General features: G+C 67.3%; 11 protein-coding genes. All 11 read left to right on the forward strand.

From position 1 onward, the window contains the following. The first annotated feature begins 66 nt into the window (after positions 1-66). Positions 67-990: an aspartate carbamoyltransferase catalytic subunit gene (locus HYV14_10875; GenBank protein MBI2386503.1), complete on the forward strand. Its 924-nt coding sequence runs from the start codon at positions 67-69 to the stop codon at positions 988-990. Beyond that, complete coding sequence (locus HYV14_10880) at positions 983-2,275, forward strand: dihydroorotase (GenBank protein MBI2386504.1); 1,293 nt, start codon at positions 983-985, stop codon at positions 2,273-2,275. The genes HYV14_10875 and HYV14_10880 overlap by 8 nt, the downstream gene beginning before the upstream one ends. Then, positions 2,265-3,263 carry a quinone-dependent dihydroorotate dehydrogenase gene (locus tag HYV14_10885; GenBank protein ID MBI2386505.1) on the forward strand — a complete coding sequence of 333 codons (999 nt, stop codon included), beginning with the start codon at positions 2,265-2,267 and terminating at the stop codon, positions 3,261-3,263. The genes HYV14_10880 and HYV14_10885 overlap by 11 nt, the downstream gene beginning before the upstream one ends. Then, positions 3,260-3,967, forward strand: a complete 708-nt coding sequence (gene pyrF / locus HYV14_10890) for an orotidine-5'-phosphate decarboxylase (GenBank protein MBI2386506.1) — start codon at positions 3,260-3,262, stop codon at positions 3,965-3,967. Before HYV14_10885 ends, pyrF begins: the two co-directional genes overlap by 4 nt. Continuing rightward, entirely contained in the window at positions 3,964-4,533 is a 570-nt protein-coding gene (locus tag HYV14_10895) for an orotate phosphoribosyltransferase (protein ID MBI2386507.1), read from the forward strand. Before pyrF ends, HYV14_10895 begins: the two co-directional genes overlap by 4 nt. Next, complete coding sequence (locus tag HYV14_10900) at positions 4,533-5,510, forward strand: phosphoribosylformylglycinamidine cyclo-ligase (GenBank protein MBI2386508.1); 978 nt, start codon at positions 4,533-4,535, stop codon at positions 5,508-5,510. Before HYV14_10895 ends, HYV14_10900 begins: the two co-directional genes overlap by 1 nt. Next, positions 5,510-7,696, forward strand: a complete 2,187-nt coding sequence (purH, locus tag HYV14_10905) for a bifunctional phosphoribosylaminoimidazolecarboxamide formyltransferase/IMP cyclohydrolase (GenBank protein MBI2386509.1) — start codon at positions 5,510-5,512, stop codon at positions 7,694-7,696. The genes HYV14_10900 and purH overlap by 1 nt, the downstream gene beginning before the upstream one ends. Before the next feature lie 161 nt (positions 7,697-7,857). Further along, a complete protein-coding gene (gene carA / locus HYV14_10910; protein MBI2386510.1) occupies positions 7,858-8,973 on the forward strand; it encodes a glutamine-hydrolyzing carbamoyl-phosphate synthase small subunit in 1,116 nt (371 codons plus the stop codon). After that, complete coding sequence (locus tag HYV14_10915) at positions 8,970-9,551, forward strand: hypothetical protein (GenBank protein MBI2386511.1); 582 nt, start codon at positions 8,970-8,972, stop codon at positions 9,549-9,551. Before carA ends, HYV14_10915 begins: the two co-directional genes overlap by 4 nt. After that, positions 9,529-12,765 (forward strand): carbamoyl-phosphate synthase large subunit, encoded by a 3,237-nt coding sequence (gene carB, locus HYV14_10920; protein ID MBI2386512.1) that lies wholly within the window; start codon positions 9,529-9,531, stop codon positions 12,763-12,765. Before HYV14_10915 ends, carB begins: the two co-directional genes overlap by 23 nt. Before the next feature lie 80 nt (positions 12,766-12,845). Next, on the forward strand, positions 12,846-13,781 hold the full coding sequence (locus tag HYV14_10925; protein MBI2386513.1) for a hypothetical protein: 936 nt from the start codon (positions 12,846-12,848) through the stop codon (positions 13,779-13,781). Positions 13,782-13,800 lie beyond the last annotated feature (19 nt).

Consider the following 13,800-nt stretch of genomic DNA (forward strand, 5'->3'; position numbering starts at 1 on the left):
GACGGATGGACGCGCGCTTTCTAAAAATAGTCTAATCGTTCAGGCGGACTTCATCGCCGGGGAAAATTGGCGCCGACTACCTGGGAAAGAAAGGACCTGCTCGGCCTGGAAGGGCTGAGCGCCGCAGAGATCGAGACGATCCTCGATTTGGCCGCCTCGTTCAAGACCGCCCCTCCCGCCGACGACCTCGGGGGCCGCACCGTCGCCTTCATCTTCACCGAAGCCTCGACGCGCACGCGCTCCTCTTTCGAGATGGCGGCCAAGCGCCTCGGCGCCGACGTGCTGAGCTTTTCGCCCGTCGGCTCCTCCCTGTCCAAAGGCGAGACTTTGCTCGACACCTTCCTCAATCTGCAGGCCGTCGGCGTCACGCACTTCGTGGTGCGCCACGAGCGCTCGGGCGTGCTCGAGGAACTGGCGCCTCTGCTCAAGGCCTCGGTGATCAACGCCGGCGACGGCTGGCACGAGCACCCGACGCAGGCCCTGCTCGACCTGCTCACCTTGCGCGACCGCTGGGGGAGCTTCAAGGGCCGGAAGATCGTCGTCCTCGGCGACATCCGCCACAGCCGCGTCGCCCGCTCGAACCTGTTCGCGCTCAAGAAGCTCGGGGCGAAGGTCGTCTTCTGCGGCCCGACGCCGCTGTGCCCCGACGATTTCTCCGCTCTCGGCGCGACCGTCGAGCACGACGTCGAGAAGGCCCTCAAGGGCGCCGACGCCGTCAACGTGCTTCGCCTTCAGATCGAGCGAATGGACCAGGGCTTCGTGCCCTCGCTGGCCGACTACGCGCTCTCCTACCAGCTCACGCCCGCCCGGGCCGACCTGATGAAGCCCGAGGCGCTCGTCCTGCATCCCGGCCCGATCAACCGCGGCGTCGAGATCGCCTCCGAGGTGGCCGACGGCCCCCGCTCCGTGATCCTCGAGCAGGTGGCCAACGGCGTCCTCGCGCGCATGGCCGTGCTCTCGCTGTGCGAGAAAGGAAGGTCCCTTGCCTGAGCAGATGATCGTCACCGGCGGACTCGTCATCGACCCCGCGCGCAAGCTCGAGGCGGTGCGCGACGTGCTGATCGAGGACGGACGGATCTCCGCGGTCGCCGCGGGGCTGCACCGCAAGCCCTCGCTCAAGGGCGTGCCCTCCATCGACGCCAAGGGCAAGTGGGTCATCCCCGGCCTCGTGGACATGCACGTCCACCTGCGCGAGCCCGGCCGCGAGGGCGACGAGACGATCGCGACCGGCACGAAGGCCGCGGCGCGCGGCGGCGTGACCACCGTGCTCGCGATGGCCAACACCGAGCCGGTCTGCGACACCCCCTCCCAGCTCTCCTTCCTCCGCGCGAAGGCCCGGACCGACGCCGCAATCACCGTGCTCTTCGCCGGCGCCGTCACGCTCGGCCAGAAAGGCGAGAAGCTGACCGAGTTCGCCAAGCTGCGCGCCGCCGGCGCGGCCGCCCTGTCCGACGACGGCCGCCCGCTGATGAACGCCGGCCTCCTGCGCCGCGCGCTCGAGTACGCCAAGGACCTGGGCCTGCTCGTGATCGATCATTGCGAGGACCTCTCCCTGTCGAACGGCGCCTGCGTGCACGAAGGACCCGCGGCCTTGAGAAAGGGCCTGAAGGGAACGCCGTGGGCGGCGGAGACCGTCCAGGTGGTCCGGGACATCGCCTTGGCGGAGCTCACGGGAGCGCGGCTTCACATAGCCCATGTGTCGGCCGCGGCCTCGGTGGACGCGATCCGAGCGGCGAAGAAAAGAGGGATCCGGATCACCTCCGAGGCGGCCCCGCATCACTTCGCCCTCAACGACAAAGATTTGCCCGGCTACGACGCCGACTGGAAGATGAACCCTCCGCTGCGCGGCGCCGACGACCGCCTGGCTTTGCTGGCCGGGCTGGCGGACGGGACGATCGACGCCATCGCGACCGACCACGCCCCGCACGGGTGCGCGGCCAAGTCTCTCGGCATGGACCTGGCGCCGTTCGGAGTCATCGGGCTCGAGACCTCGCTCGCCGTCGCTCTCACCGACCTGTTCCACAAGAAGGTCCTCACGCGCCGCAAGCTCGTCGAGCGACTGTCCTCGGGACCGGCGGGCCTCCTCGGCCTGAAGGCCAAGGGGACTTTGGCCCCCGGCTCCGACGCGGATGTAGTGGTCGTGGACCCCGATGCGATCTGGACGCCCGAGGCGCCGTTCCTTTCCAAGAGCCGGAACACGCCGTTCGCGGGACGCAGGCTCAAGGGTCGCGCCGTGACGACACTGTCGGGCGGACGCGTGGTTCATGCTTTATGAATCGATCAAGCCGTGGCTGTTCACGCTCGACGCGGAGCGTGTGCACGAAGAGGTGTCGGGATTAATGGGCCTCGCGGCCCACGTTCCGGGTGCCGATAAGGTTCTCTCGCTATTGACCGGGAATGGCGGTCAGAATCTCGAGAAGACGGTGTTCGGGATGAAATTTCCCAATCCGGTCGGCCTGGCCGCAGGGTTTGATAAGGATGGAAAATTAATTTCAATCCTCCCCGGTCTAGGCTTCGGCTTTCTCGAGATCGGGTCCGTGACTTTGGAGCCCCAACCGGGAAATGCAAAACCGCGCCTATTCAGGCTCGTCGAACAGGGCGCGATCCTGAACCGTATGGGCTTCAATTCGGAAGGCGCGCGGGCCGTCGCGTTGCGCTTGTCCATGAGTCCTCCACCATCCGTTCCGCTCGGCATCAATCTGGGCCTGAACAAAGGCACCCCCGCGAACCTGGCGCCCAAACGCTACGCCCAGACCTTCAAGCTCCTCGCGAAGTACGGCGACTACTTCGTGATCAACGTGTCCTCGCCGAACACTCCCGGCCTGCGCGACCTGCAAACGGCAACGAATCTGGCGGATATATTAAGCACCGTCCAGGAATCGAATCCCGGGCGGAAGCCCGTGCTCGTGAAACTATCCCCCGATTTGGCCGGCGAGGATCTCGACGCGTGCATCGACGTCGCCGGCCGAACGGCTCAGGGCCTTGTCGTCTCGAACACGACGATCTCCCGCGAAGGCACCCCGGAGCGATATGTGCATGAAGCCGGCGGCCTCTCCGGCCGTCCTTTAAAGATCCGCGCGACCGAGCTCGTTCGCAAGGTCCGTTCGCTCACGAAGCTTCCGATTATCGGCGTCGGCGGCATCGAGGCTCCGGAGGACGCCAAGGAACGCCTGGACGCGGGCGCCGACCTCGTCCAGCTCTACACCGGCCTGATTTACGGCGGCCCGACGACGGTGAAGAAGATCACCCGAGGCTTGTCGTGACGCAGATTATCGTGGCCTTGGATGTCGACTCCATCAAGAAGCAGGAAGACCTCCTTAAATCCCTCCACGGCGCCATCGTCTGGTACAAGGTCGGCCTCCAGCTGTTCACCGCCCACGGCAAGCGCGCCGTCGACATCGTCCGGCGCCACGGCGGGAAGGTCTTCCTCGACCTCAAGCTCCACGACATCCCGCAGACCGTCGCCCACGCCGTGCGCGAGGCCCAGAGGCTCGGCGTCGACGCGGTCTCCCTCCATCTGCTGGGCGGCTCCGACATGCTGCGCGCCGCCGCCGAGGTCATGCCCCGGCCGAAGCTCTGGGGCGTCACCATCCTGACGAGCATGGGCCCCAAGGACGTGAGGATTTTTTCGCCTTCGGCGAAGATCCCTTCATTGGTGAAGTCCCTCTCCAAGCAGGGCTGGGTCGGCGGGGCGGACGCGACTATCTGCTCCCCCCAGGAAGTGGGCATACTGAAGAAGGCGTTCCCTCATCTCGACATGAAGTTCGTGACGCCCGGCATCCGCCCCAAAGGCGCGGCCCTCAACGACCAGAGCCGCGTGATGACCCCCGGCGAGGCGGCGAAGCTCGGCATCGATTTCGTCGTGATCGGCCGCCCGATCACCCACGCGGCCGATCCGCGCAAGGCGGCGCTCGACATCCTGGCCGAGATGAAGGCGGCCGCCCCCAAGGCGCTGGACAAGGAATGAACGTCGAACAGCTCTTCGTCGACAACGGCGCCCTGCTCAAGGGCCATTTCCTGCTCTCCTCCGGCCTCCACAGCGACCGCTACCTGCAGTGCGCCCTCGTGCTCGCGCAGCCCGGCGCGGCGGAGCGGCTCGGGAAGGCGCTCGCCGCGAAAAGCGCCGTGAAGCCGGACCTCGTCCTGTCCCCGGCGATGGGCGGGCTCATGATCGGGCACGAGGTCGCGAGGGCGTTCGGCGTGAGGCACTTCTTCACGGAGCGCGTCGACGGCGTGGTGCGGCTGCGGCGCGGATTCGCCCTCAAGCCGGGGGAGAACGTCGTCGTGGTCGAGGACGTGGTGACCACCGGGAAATCGACCAAGGAAGTGTTCGAGGTCATTCGCGCCTCCGGCGCGAATGTGATCGGGGCCCTATCCATCATCGACCGGACGGAGGGGGCGCTCGATCTGAAAGCGCCTTACTCCGCCCTCTGGAAAGTTTCTATAACGGCCTGGAAGCCCGAGGAATGCCCTCTTTGCAAGACCGGCATTCCCGCCATAAAACCTGGAAGTCGCGTCATGGAGAAAAAATAATGGCCGCCACTCTCACTTACCGAAAATCCGGCGTGAACATCGACCTCGCCGACAAGCTCGTCGACCACATCCAGGCGAAGGCCCCGGCCATCGGCGGCTTCGCGGGGCTGTTCCCCCTCGACCTCGACGGCAGCGGGCCGTGGGACCTCGTCGCCTGCACCGACGGCGTCGGCACGAAGCTCAAGCTCGCCTTCGCCCTCGACAAGCACGACACGATCGGCATCGACCTCGTCGCGATGTCCGTCAACGACCTGATCTGCTGCGGCGCCAAGCCCCTGATCTTCCTCGACTACTACGCGACCGGCAAATTGAAGCTGAAGACCTCGAAGAAGATCATCGCCGGGATCATGGAAGGCTGCCGCCAGGGCCATTGCGTCCTTCTCGGCGGAGAGACCGCGGAGATGCCGGGCATGTACCCGAAGGACGAGTACGACCTCGCGGGCTTCGCCGTCGGCATCGTCAAGCGCCAGGACGTCATCGACGGCTCCAAGATCTATCCCGGCGACCTGATCCTCGCCCTTCCCTCGTCGGGACTCCACAGCAACGGCTACTCGCTCGCGCGCCAGGTGTTCAAGGGCAAGGATCTCGCGAAATACGGGAAAGCGCTCCTGACCCCGACGCGCATCTACGTCGACGAGGTCAACGCGCTGGCGAAGGCGCTGCGCGCCGAGGAAGGCATCATCATGGGCCTCTCCCACATCACCGGCGGCGGCCTGGTCGAGAACGTGCCCCGAATCCTCCCGCGCGGCAGGAAGGCGATCTTCCGCAAGGACGCCTGGAAGATGAACCCGCTGTTCCGCGAGATCCAACGCCGCGGCAACGTGCCCGAGAAGGAGATGTGGCGCACGTTCAACATGGGCCTCGGCCTCGTCATCGTCATCCGCCCCGAGAGCCTGGCCGCCGCGAAGAAGGCCCTCCCCGAGGCCCGCGTCGTCGGCGAGATCGTCGAGGGCAAGCACGAGGTGGAGATCGTCTGATGAAGATCGCGGTCTTCGCCTCCGGAGAAGGCACCAACCTCCAGGCCCTGCTCGACGCCTGCACGGACGGGCGCGTGCGCGGGTCGGTCGTCCTCGTCGTCTCGAACAAGGAGGACGCGGGCGCGGTGCGCCGCGCCCAGCGCCTGGGCGTCGAGACCTTGGTGTGCCCGCAGAACGAGCACCCGACCGCCGACGAGTACAACGCGTTCCTCGCCCAGGAATGCAAGAAGCGCGGCGTCGAGCTCATCTGCCTCGCGGGCTTCATGCTCAAGATCGCCCGCCCCCTCATCCAGGCTTATCCCGGGCGCATACTCAACGTCCACCCCGCCTTGCTCCCCGCCTTCGGCGGCCAGGGCATGTACGGCAAGAAGGTGCACGAGGCCGTCGTCGCCTCCGGCGCCAAGGTCAGCGGCGCCACGATCCACGTCGTCGACGAGGAGTACGACCACGGCCCGATCGTCCTGCAGGCGACCGTGCCCGTGCTCGCCACCGACACGCCCGGGACCTTGGCCGCGCGCGTCCTCGCCCAGGAACATTGGATCTATCCGCGCGCCGCGGCGTTATTCGCCGAGGGCCGCGCCAGGATCGAGGACGGGAAGTTCGTCGTGAAGCCTTCCCCCCACGAGTCCTCGCCCCGCCTGAAGCGGGCCCTGATCTCGGTGTCGGACAAGACCGGCGTGGTCGAGTTCGCCAAGGGCCTCCACGACCTGGGCGTCGAGATCGTCTCCACTTCGGGAACCTTCAAGGCCCTCGTGCAGGCCGGTCTTCCCGTGAGACCCCTCGAGACGATGACGGGCTTCCCCGAGATCCTCGACGGCCGCGTCAAGACGCTCCATCCGCACGTCCACGGGGCGATCCTGCTGCGCCGCAAGGACCCCAAGCAGGTGCGGGAAGCGGAGCTTTTCGGGCTCGAACCCATCGATCTCGTCGTCGTGAACCTTTATCCGTTCGCCAAGACGGCGGCCGAGTCGAAAGATCCATACGAGCAGAACGTCATCGAGCAGATCGACATCGGCGGCGTGGCCCTGATCCGCGCCGCGAGCAAGAACTTCGAGGACGTAGCCGTGCTGACCGCGCCCTCCGACTACGCGGGCGTCCTGGCCGAGCTCAACGCCGCGCAATGCCGCCTGTCGCCGGAGACGCGCAAGCGCCTGGCGCTGACGGGCTTCCGCCACACCGCGGAATACGACGCGATGATCTCCGGCGCCTGGAGCGGAGGCTCCGCCGCCGCCCCGGAAGCCGGCGGCTTCCCGGCGAAGCTCGAGAGCCGCCTGATCAAGGTCCAGGACCTGCGCTACGGCGAGAACCCCCACCAGAAGGCCGCGCTGTACGCCTCCGAGGCGGGCATGTCCTTCTCCAAGCTCCACGGCAAAGAGCTCTCCTACAACAACCTCCTCGACGCCGCCGGCACCTGGGACGCGGTCTCCGACTTCGAGGTCCCGGCCGCCGTCGTTTTCAAGCACGTGACGCCCGCCGGCATCGGGACCGGGGACACGATCGAGCACGCCTTCGACAAGGCCTGGGCCACCGACCCCCTGTCGGCCTTCGGCGGCGCGCTCGCCTTCAACCGCCCGGTCACGCGCGCGATCGCGGAGCTGCTGAGCAAGCGCTTCGTCGAGGTCCTCGTCGCCCCCGCCTACGAGCCGGAGGCGCTCGAGATCCTCACGAAGAAGCCCAACGTCCGGCTCCTAGTCCGCACGCGACGACCGACGACGGAGCTTCAATATCGCTCGATCGGCGACGAGGTCCTCGTCACCGAGCCCGACCGGGCGGTCGCCGGCCCCGACTGGAAGGTCGTCAGCAAGCGCGCGCCGACGGCGAACGAGGAGGCCGCGCTCCGTTTCGCCTGGACCGCCGCCAAGCACGTGAAGTCGAACGCGATCGTGCTCGCCGGCCCCGACCGCACCGTCGGCATCGGCGCGGGCCAGATGTCCCGCGTGGACTCGGTCCACATGGCCGGCGTCAAGTTCAAGCTCTGGCTGCGCGACAACGAGGGCCCGTCCGCCCTCGTGCTCGCCTCGGACGCCTTCTTCCCCTTCCGCGACGGCATCGACGCCGCCTTCACCCTCGGCATCTCCGCGATCATCCACCCCGGCGGCTCCATCAAGGACGCCGAGGTGATCGCCGCCGCCGACGAGCACGGTCTCGCGATGGTGATGACCGGCATGAGGCACTTCCGGCATTGAAGAAGTCATCCCCGCTGTCCACAGCGAGGACTCCAAAAACTGTCGTCAACGACAGTTTTTCATCGGCAGTAATTGTAAAATGTATGGAATGTTATCCACCGCCGATCACCGACTGTTGTCGACAACAGTTGAAGCCCACCTTGTGGATAAAATGAACGATCATGAACGATAAAGCCTGGCTGGCGCTCGAGGACGGGACGGTCTACACGGGCCGCGCGTGCGGCTCCGCCGGAGAATCCGGCGGGGAGTTCGTGTTCAACACGGCGATGACCGGCTATCAGGAGATCCTGACCGACGCCTCGTACGCGGGGCAGTGCGTGGTCATGACCTACCCGCTCATCGGCAACTACGGGATCACGGCCGGGGACAACGAGTCCCTCCGCCCCCGCCTGTCGGGCTTCGTCGTGCGCGAGATGTGCAAGACCCCCTCCAACCATGAGTCGGTGCAGCCGGTCGGCGACTTCCTCAAGAAGCACGGCATCGTGGGCATCGAGGAGATCGACACGCGCGCGCTGACCCTGAAGCTGCGGGAGAAGGGCGCGCTGCGCGGCATCATCTCGACCCTCGACGGCGACAAGAAGCGGCTGGTGGCGAAGGCCAAGGCCCTTCCCTCGATGGCGGGCCTGAACCTCGCGAAGGTCGTGACCTGCGGGGAGTCCTACTCCTGGGAAGGCGGCTTCAAGCCCTCCGAGAGGCCGCTGCACGTCGTCGTCATGGACTTCGGCGTCAAGCACGGGATACTCCGCTGCCTCGCGGCGATGGGCTGCAAGGTCACCGTGGTCCCCGCCTCGACGACGGCGGAGCGGATCGTCAAGCTCAAGCCCGACGGCGTCCTGCTCAGCAACGGCCCCGGCGACCCCGAGCCCGTGACCGACGCGATCGAGACGATCAAGCATCTCCTCGCCGAGCGCATGCCGACCTTCGGCATATGCCTCGGCCATCAGCTGCTGGGCCTCGCGCTCGGCGGCAAGACCTACAAGCTCAAGTTCGGCCATCACGGCTCCAACCACCCGGTGAAGGACCTGGAGACGGGCAAGATCGAGATCACCTCCCAGAACCACGGCTTCTGCGTGGACCTCAAGACGCTCCCGTCGACGGTCAGGACCACGCACGTGAACCTGAACGACGGCACCTCCGAGGGCATGGCCCACACGGAGCTCCCGGCCTTCTCCGTGCAGTACCACCCCGAAGCCTCGGCGGGCCCGCACGACAGCCGCTACCTGTTCGAGCGCTTCCGGAACCTGATGCTCGCCCGCCTGGAGGCCCGCTCCCGATGACTTTACTTCTCATCTTCGCCGCCTTCGCGCTGCCCGCCGGCTGGTATTTCTGGCACGACCACAAGCTCAACACCCCGTCCCTGCAGTGGCCCTCGATGAAGGGCGTCCTCGGCCTCCAGTACGAGTCCGATCCGCCGAGGCTCGGCGGCGCCTGGAACGGACGCAAGGTCGCCATCGAGTCCGTCGAGGGCGGCGCCACGGTGACCGCCTGGCTCAACGCCGAGACGAGCCTGCGCGTCGAGTGCGGGCCGAAGGACCTCGTGGCCAAGCGGGCCGGCATGGTGGTCCCCGACGCGCTCGAGCCCGCCGTGGCCGCCTTCCGCGACCGGCTGCTCGCGCGCTGCTCGGACAAGAACGCCGGCTCCGTCGTCTTCGACGCGACCATGCAGCAGCGCCTCGCGGAGCTGCCCGCCGTGGACTTCGTCGGAGAGCAGTACCGGGTCGTCTGGAAGGTCCCCGTCGTGCGCGACCTCAACGAGACGGAAGCCCTGCTCGGCGCGCTGTGCGCGATCGCCGACGGGCTCGAGAGTTTCCCCAAGAGCGGAGCGATGCCCGATGCCCAAGCGAAGCGATCTTAAGAAAATCCTCGTCGTCGGCTCCGGCTCGATCGTCATCGGCCAGGGCTGCGAGTTCGACTACTCCGGCACCCAGGGCATCAAGGCCCTCCGCGAAGAGGGCTACGAAGTCTGCCTGATCAACTCCAACCCGGCCACGATCATGACGGACCCCGAGCTCGCGGACCAGACCTACATCGAGCCGCTGACGCCGGAGTACCTCGAGAAGGTCATCGCCATCGAGAAGCCGCAGGCCATCCTCCCCACCTTGGGCGGACAGACCGCCCTGAACCTCACCGTCGCGGCCGCGGAGAAGGGCATCCTCAAGAAGCACGGCGTCGAGGTCATCGGCGCGCGACTGGAGACGATCCGCAAGGCGGAGGACCGCCAGCTGTTCAAGCAGGCGATGCAGAAGATCGGCATCGACCTCCCCCGCTCGGTCGTCGTCACCGACGAGAGCGACCTGAAGGCCGTCTCCCGCGACCTCGGCTTCCCGATCATCGTGCGCGCGTCGTTCACCCTCGGCGGCACCGGCGGCGGCATCGCGTACCACTACGACGAGCTGCGCACCCGCGTCCACGCCGCCTTCGAGATGAGCCCCGTCAAGAAGGTCCTCCTCGAGGAGTCCGTGCTCGGCTGGAAGGAGTACGAGCTCGAGGTGATGCGCGACTACAAGGACAACTTCGTGGTCGTCTGCACGATCGAGAACTTCGACCCGATGGGCGTGCACACCGGCGACTCGATCACCGTCGCCCCCGCCCAGACCCTCAGCGACCGGCAGTACCAGGAGATGCGCGAGGACGCCAAGCGCATCATCTCCGAGGTCGGGGTCGAGACCGGCGGCTGCAACATCCAGTTCGCCGTCCACCCCGAGACCGGCCGCCGCATCTGCGTCGAGATCAACCCGCGCGTGTCGCGCTCCTCGGCCCTGGCCTCGAAGGCCACCGGCTTCCCGATCGCCCGCCTGGCGGCGAAGCTCGCCGTCGGCTACGCCCTCGACGAGCTGCCCAACGACATCACGAAGGCCACGCTCGCGTGCTTCGAGCCGGCCATCGATTACGTCGTCGTGAAGGCCCCGCGCTTCGCGACCGAGAAGTTCGGGGAGTTCACGCTCGACACCGCGATGAAGTCCGTCGGCGAGGCGATGGCGATCGGCCGGACCTTCAAGGAAGCCCTGCAGAAGTCCCTGCGCGGCCTGGAGAGCGGCAAGAAGGGCCTGAGCGGGGCGGAGCCCCTCGATCCCGAGACGCGCCTGCAGCGCGTGGCCACGCCGACCTCGAGCCGCCTGTACCACATCAAGTCCGCCCTCGACGAGGGCCTCAGCGTCGAGCGTATCCACGAGGTCTCCCGCGTCGACCCGTGGTTCCTCAACCAGCTCCAGGACATCTGCGACTTCGAGAGGACGTTGAAAACGATGCCGTTGGACGCCGAGCATCTGTTCGCGGCGAAGCGCCTGGGCTTCTCCGACGCCCAGATCGCGTCGGCCAAGGGCGTCAAAGAGCAAAAGATCCGCGAGCGCCGTTGGGCCCTCAAGGTCCGCCCTTCCTACAAGCTCGTCGATACCTGCGCCGGAGAATTCCCCTCCACCACCCCCTACTTCTACTCGACCTACGAGGAGACCGGCGACCTGCTCCCCTCCAAGAGCGGCAAGAAGGTGGTCATCCTCGGCTCCGGTCCGAACCGCATCGGCCAGGGCATCGAGTTCGACTACTGCTGCGTCCAGGCCTCGAAGGCGCTGCGCGCGCACGGCTGGCAGTCGGTGATGGTCAACTGCAACCCCGAGACCGTGTCGACCGACTACGATTCCTCCGACCGCTTGTACTTCGAGCCGCTGACGCTGGAGGACACCCTCGAGATCATCGCCGTCGAGAAGCCGATGGGCGTCATCGTCCAGTTCGGAGGCCAGACCCCGCTCAACCTCGCGGTCCAGCTCGAGAAAGCGGGCGTTCCGATCCTCGGCACCTTGCCCGCGGCCATCGACATGGCCGAGGACCGGCGCCTGTTCGGCGCGGCCCTCAAGAAGCTCAAGATCCTCTCCCCCGAGTCCGGCATCGCCGCCTCCGCGGAAGCCGCCCTCAAGATCGCGCGCCGCATCGGCTACCCCGTGATGGTCCGGCCGAGCTACGTGCTGGGCGGCCGCATGATGGAGGTCGTCTACGACGACCCGTCCCTGGTCGACTACGTCGGCCGCGCGCTCAAGGCCGCGACGCATCCGTCCTTGCTCATCGACCGCTTCCTCGCCGACGCGACCGAGGTCGACGTCGACGCGATCTGCGACGGCAAGGACGTCTGGGTCGCCGGCATCATGGAGCACATCGAGGAGGCGGGCATCCACTCCGGCGACTCGGCCTGCACCTTGCCCCCGCACTCGCTCTCGCCCGCCGCGCTCGTCACGATACGCGAGAACACCCGCAAGCTCGCGCTCCATCTCAAGGTCCGCGGCCTGATGAACGTGCAGTACGCGGTCAAGGACGGCGCGGTCTACATCCTCGAGGCCAATCCGCGCGCCTCGCGCACGGTCCCCTTCGTCAGCAAGGCCACGGGCCTGCCCGTCGCGCGCATCGCGACCTGGGTCATGATGGGCAAGCCGCTCAAGAAGCTCCTCGCGCCCGCCGTGCTCCGGGGCGACGTGGAGCCGGCCTACACCGCGACCAAGGAAGCCGTGATGCCGTTCATCAAGTTCCCCGGCGTGGACCCCCGGCTCGGCCCGGAGATGAAGTCCACCGGCGAGGTCATGGGCCTCGACACGGACTTCCCCCGCTCGTTCGCGAAGTCGCAGGAGGCCGCGGGCATGCTGCTGCCGACCTCCGGCTCCGTCTTCGTCAGCGTGCGCGACGAGGACAAGGCCCAGATCGTGCCCATGGCCCGCTCCCTGCGGCAGCTCGGGTTCACCTTGGTGGCCACGCGCAACACCGCCGACTTCCTGACCCGTCACGGCCTCGAGACGACGCGCGTCGCGAAGGTCGGCGAGGGCAAGCCCGACGTCGTCGACCTCATGAAGCAGCGGACCTTGTCCTTGGTGATCAACACGCCCTCCGGCAAGCGCTCGCGCGCCGACGGGTTCTCCATCCGCCGCACCGCGCTCGAGCTCAACATCCCCTGCATCACGAACCTCCACAGCGCCGGCGCGGCCGTCCACGCCATCGCGGTGCTGCAGGGCGCGAGCATGGGGGTCAAGTCGCTCCAGGCGCATTACCGGACCTTGCCGTACGAGGTCGAGCTAGGCCTTAAGTCCTAGTCGAGCGTGGGCCTCACGGCCCGCAATTCCTGGGCCCATGGGCCCGAGCCCCGAGGAGCGGCTTGCGATATACTGAGACGATGGCGCTCAAGGCCCTCGCTTTCCTGCTCCTGGCGGCCCCGGTCCTCGCGGACCAGCCGGCCCCCGCGCCCGCCGAGCGGGAATACGTCGATCCCGCGACGCTGAAAGCCCGCGCCGAGGCCCTGCGCGACGCCGTCGCCGACCTGTCCGTCAGCAACGTCTCGATCAAGACGCGCGCCCACGGCTTCTTCGACAAGCTCCCCGACCAGCAGCTCGTGGTTCCCGTCGGGAACTACCGCCGCATGGACCGCGAGCCGGTCACCGGCAAGGTCGGCTCGATCGACGGCATGAACGAGGAGGCCGCGCTGCGCATCGAGCGCTGGAAGCGCACGCATAAGGAGCCGCCGCCCCCCGCGCTCGAGGCCGCCGCCGCCCAGGCCGTCGCGCTCCAGAAGAGCAAGAGCCTCAGCTACGACACCGAGGGCGTCCTGGCCCCGAACCAGATGGGCATCTTCCAGTACATGCGCGACCGCCTCGACGGCGGCCTGGTCAAGCTCAACGACCGCATGAAGATCCTCGGCATCCTCGTCGGCGACGCCTTCACCTACGCGACCGTCTCCCACGAGGCCCAGCACTCCCTCGACCGAAAGGCGGGCCGGCTCACCCCGGAGGAGGAGGTCGCCGGCGAGATCAGCGCCTTCCGCACCCAGTATCATTGGCTCAAGCTGATGGACCCGAGCGGGGAGCGCATGCTCACCTTGCACGGCCAGCTCAAGCTCTGGGCGCTGCGCGAGTCCGACGACGAGGTCCGCGTCGCCCTGAACGAGGCGATCGTCTACCTCGAGCACCTCTCCGACGTCGTCGCCACGAACGGCAAGGAAGACGAGCTCAAGAAGCTCGTCGAGAAGCTCGGCTACCAGGACGGCAAGCACGAGCACGGCGACGGCCACGACCACCAGCGCAGCCGCGACGGCGCCTCTCCCACCAGCGCTTAGGCGCCCCCGGCTCTAGCCG

This window comes from Elusimicrobiota bacterium, assembly GCA_016182905.1.
Lineage (GTDB): Bacteria > Elusimicrobiota > Elusimicrobia > UBA1565 > UBA9628 > GWA2-66-18.

Coding starts and splice junctions, on each gene's coding strand:
- HYV14_10885 (MBI2386505.1), top strand. CDS start 2,265: ATGCTTTATGAATCGATCAAGCCGTGGCTGTTCACGCTCGACGCGGAG.
- HYV14_10895 (MBI2386507.1), top strand. CDS start 3,964: ATGAACGTCGAACAGCTCTTCGTCGACAACGGCGCCCTGCTCAAGGGC.
- HYV14_10900 (MBI2386508.1), top strand. CDS start 4,533: ATGGCCGCCACTCTCACTTACCGAAAATCCGGCGTGAACATCGACCTC.
- purH (MBI2386509.1), top strand. CDS start 5,510: ATGAAGATCGCGGTCTTCGCCTCCGGAGAAGGCACCAACCTCCAGGCC.
- carA (MBI2386510.1), top strand. CDS start 7,858: ATGAACGATAAAGCCTGGCTGGCGCTCGAGGACGGGACGGTCTACACG.
- HYV14_10915 (MBI2386511.1), top strand. CDS start 8,970: ATGACTTTACTTCTCATCTTCGCCGCCTTCGCGCTGCCCGCCGGCTGG.
- carB (MBI2386512.1), top strand. CDS start 9,529: ATGCCCAAGCGAAGCGATCTTAAGAAAATCCTCGTCGTCGGCTCCGGC.
- HYV14_10925 (MBI2386513.1), top strand. CDS start 12,846: ATGGCGCTCAAGGCCCTCGCTTTCCTGCTCCTGGCGGCCCCGGTCCTC.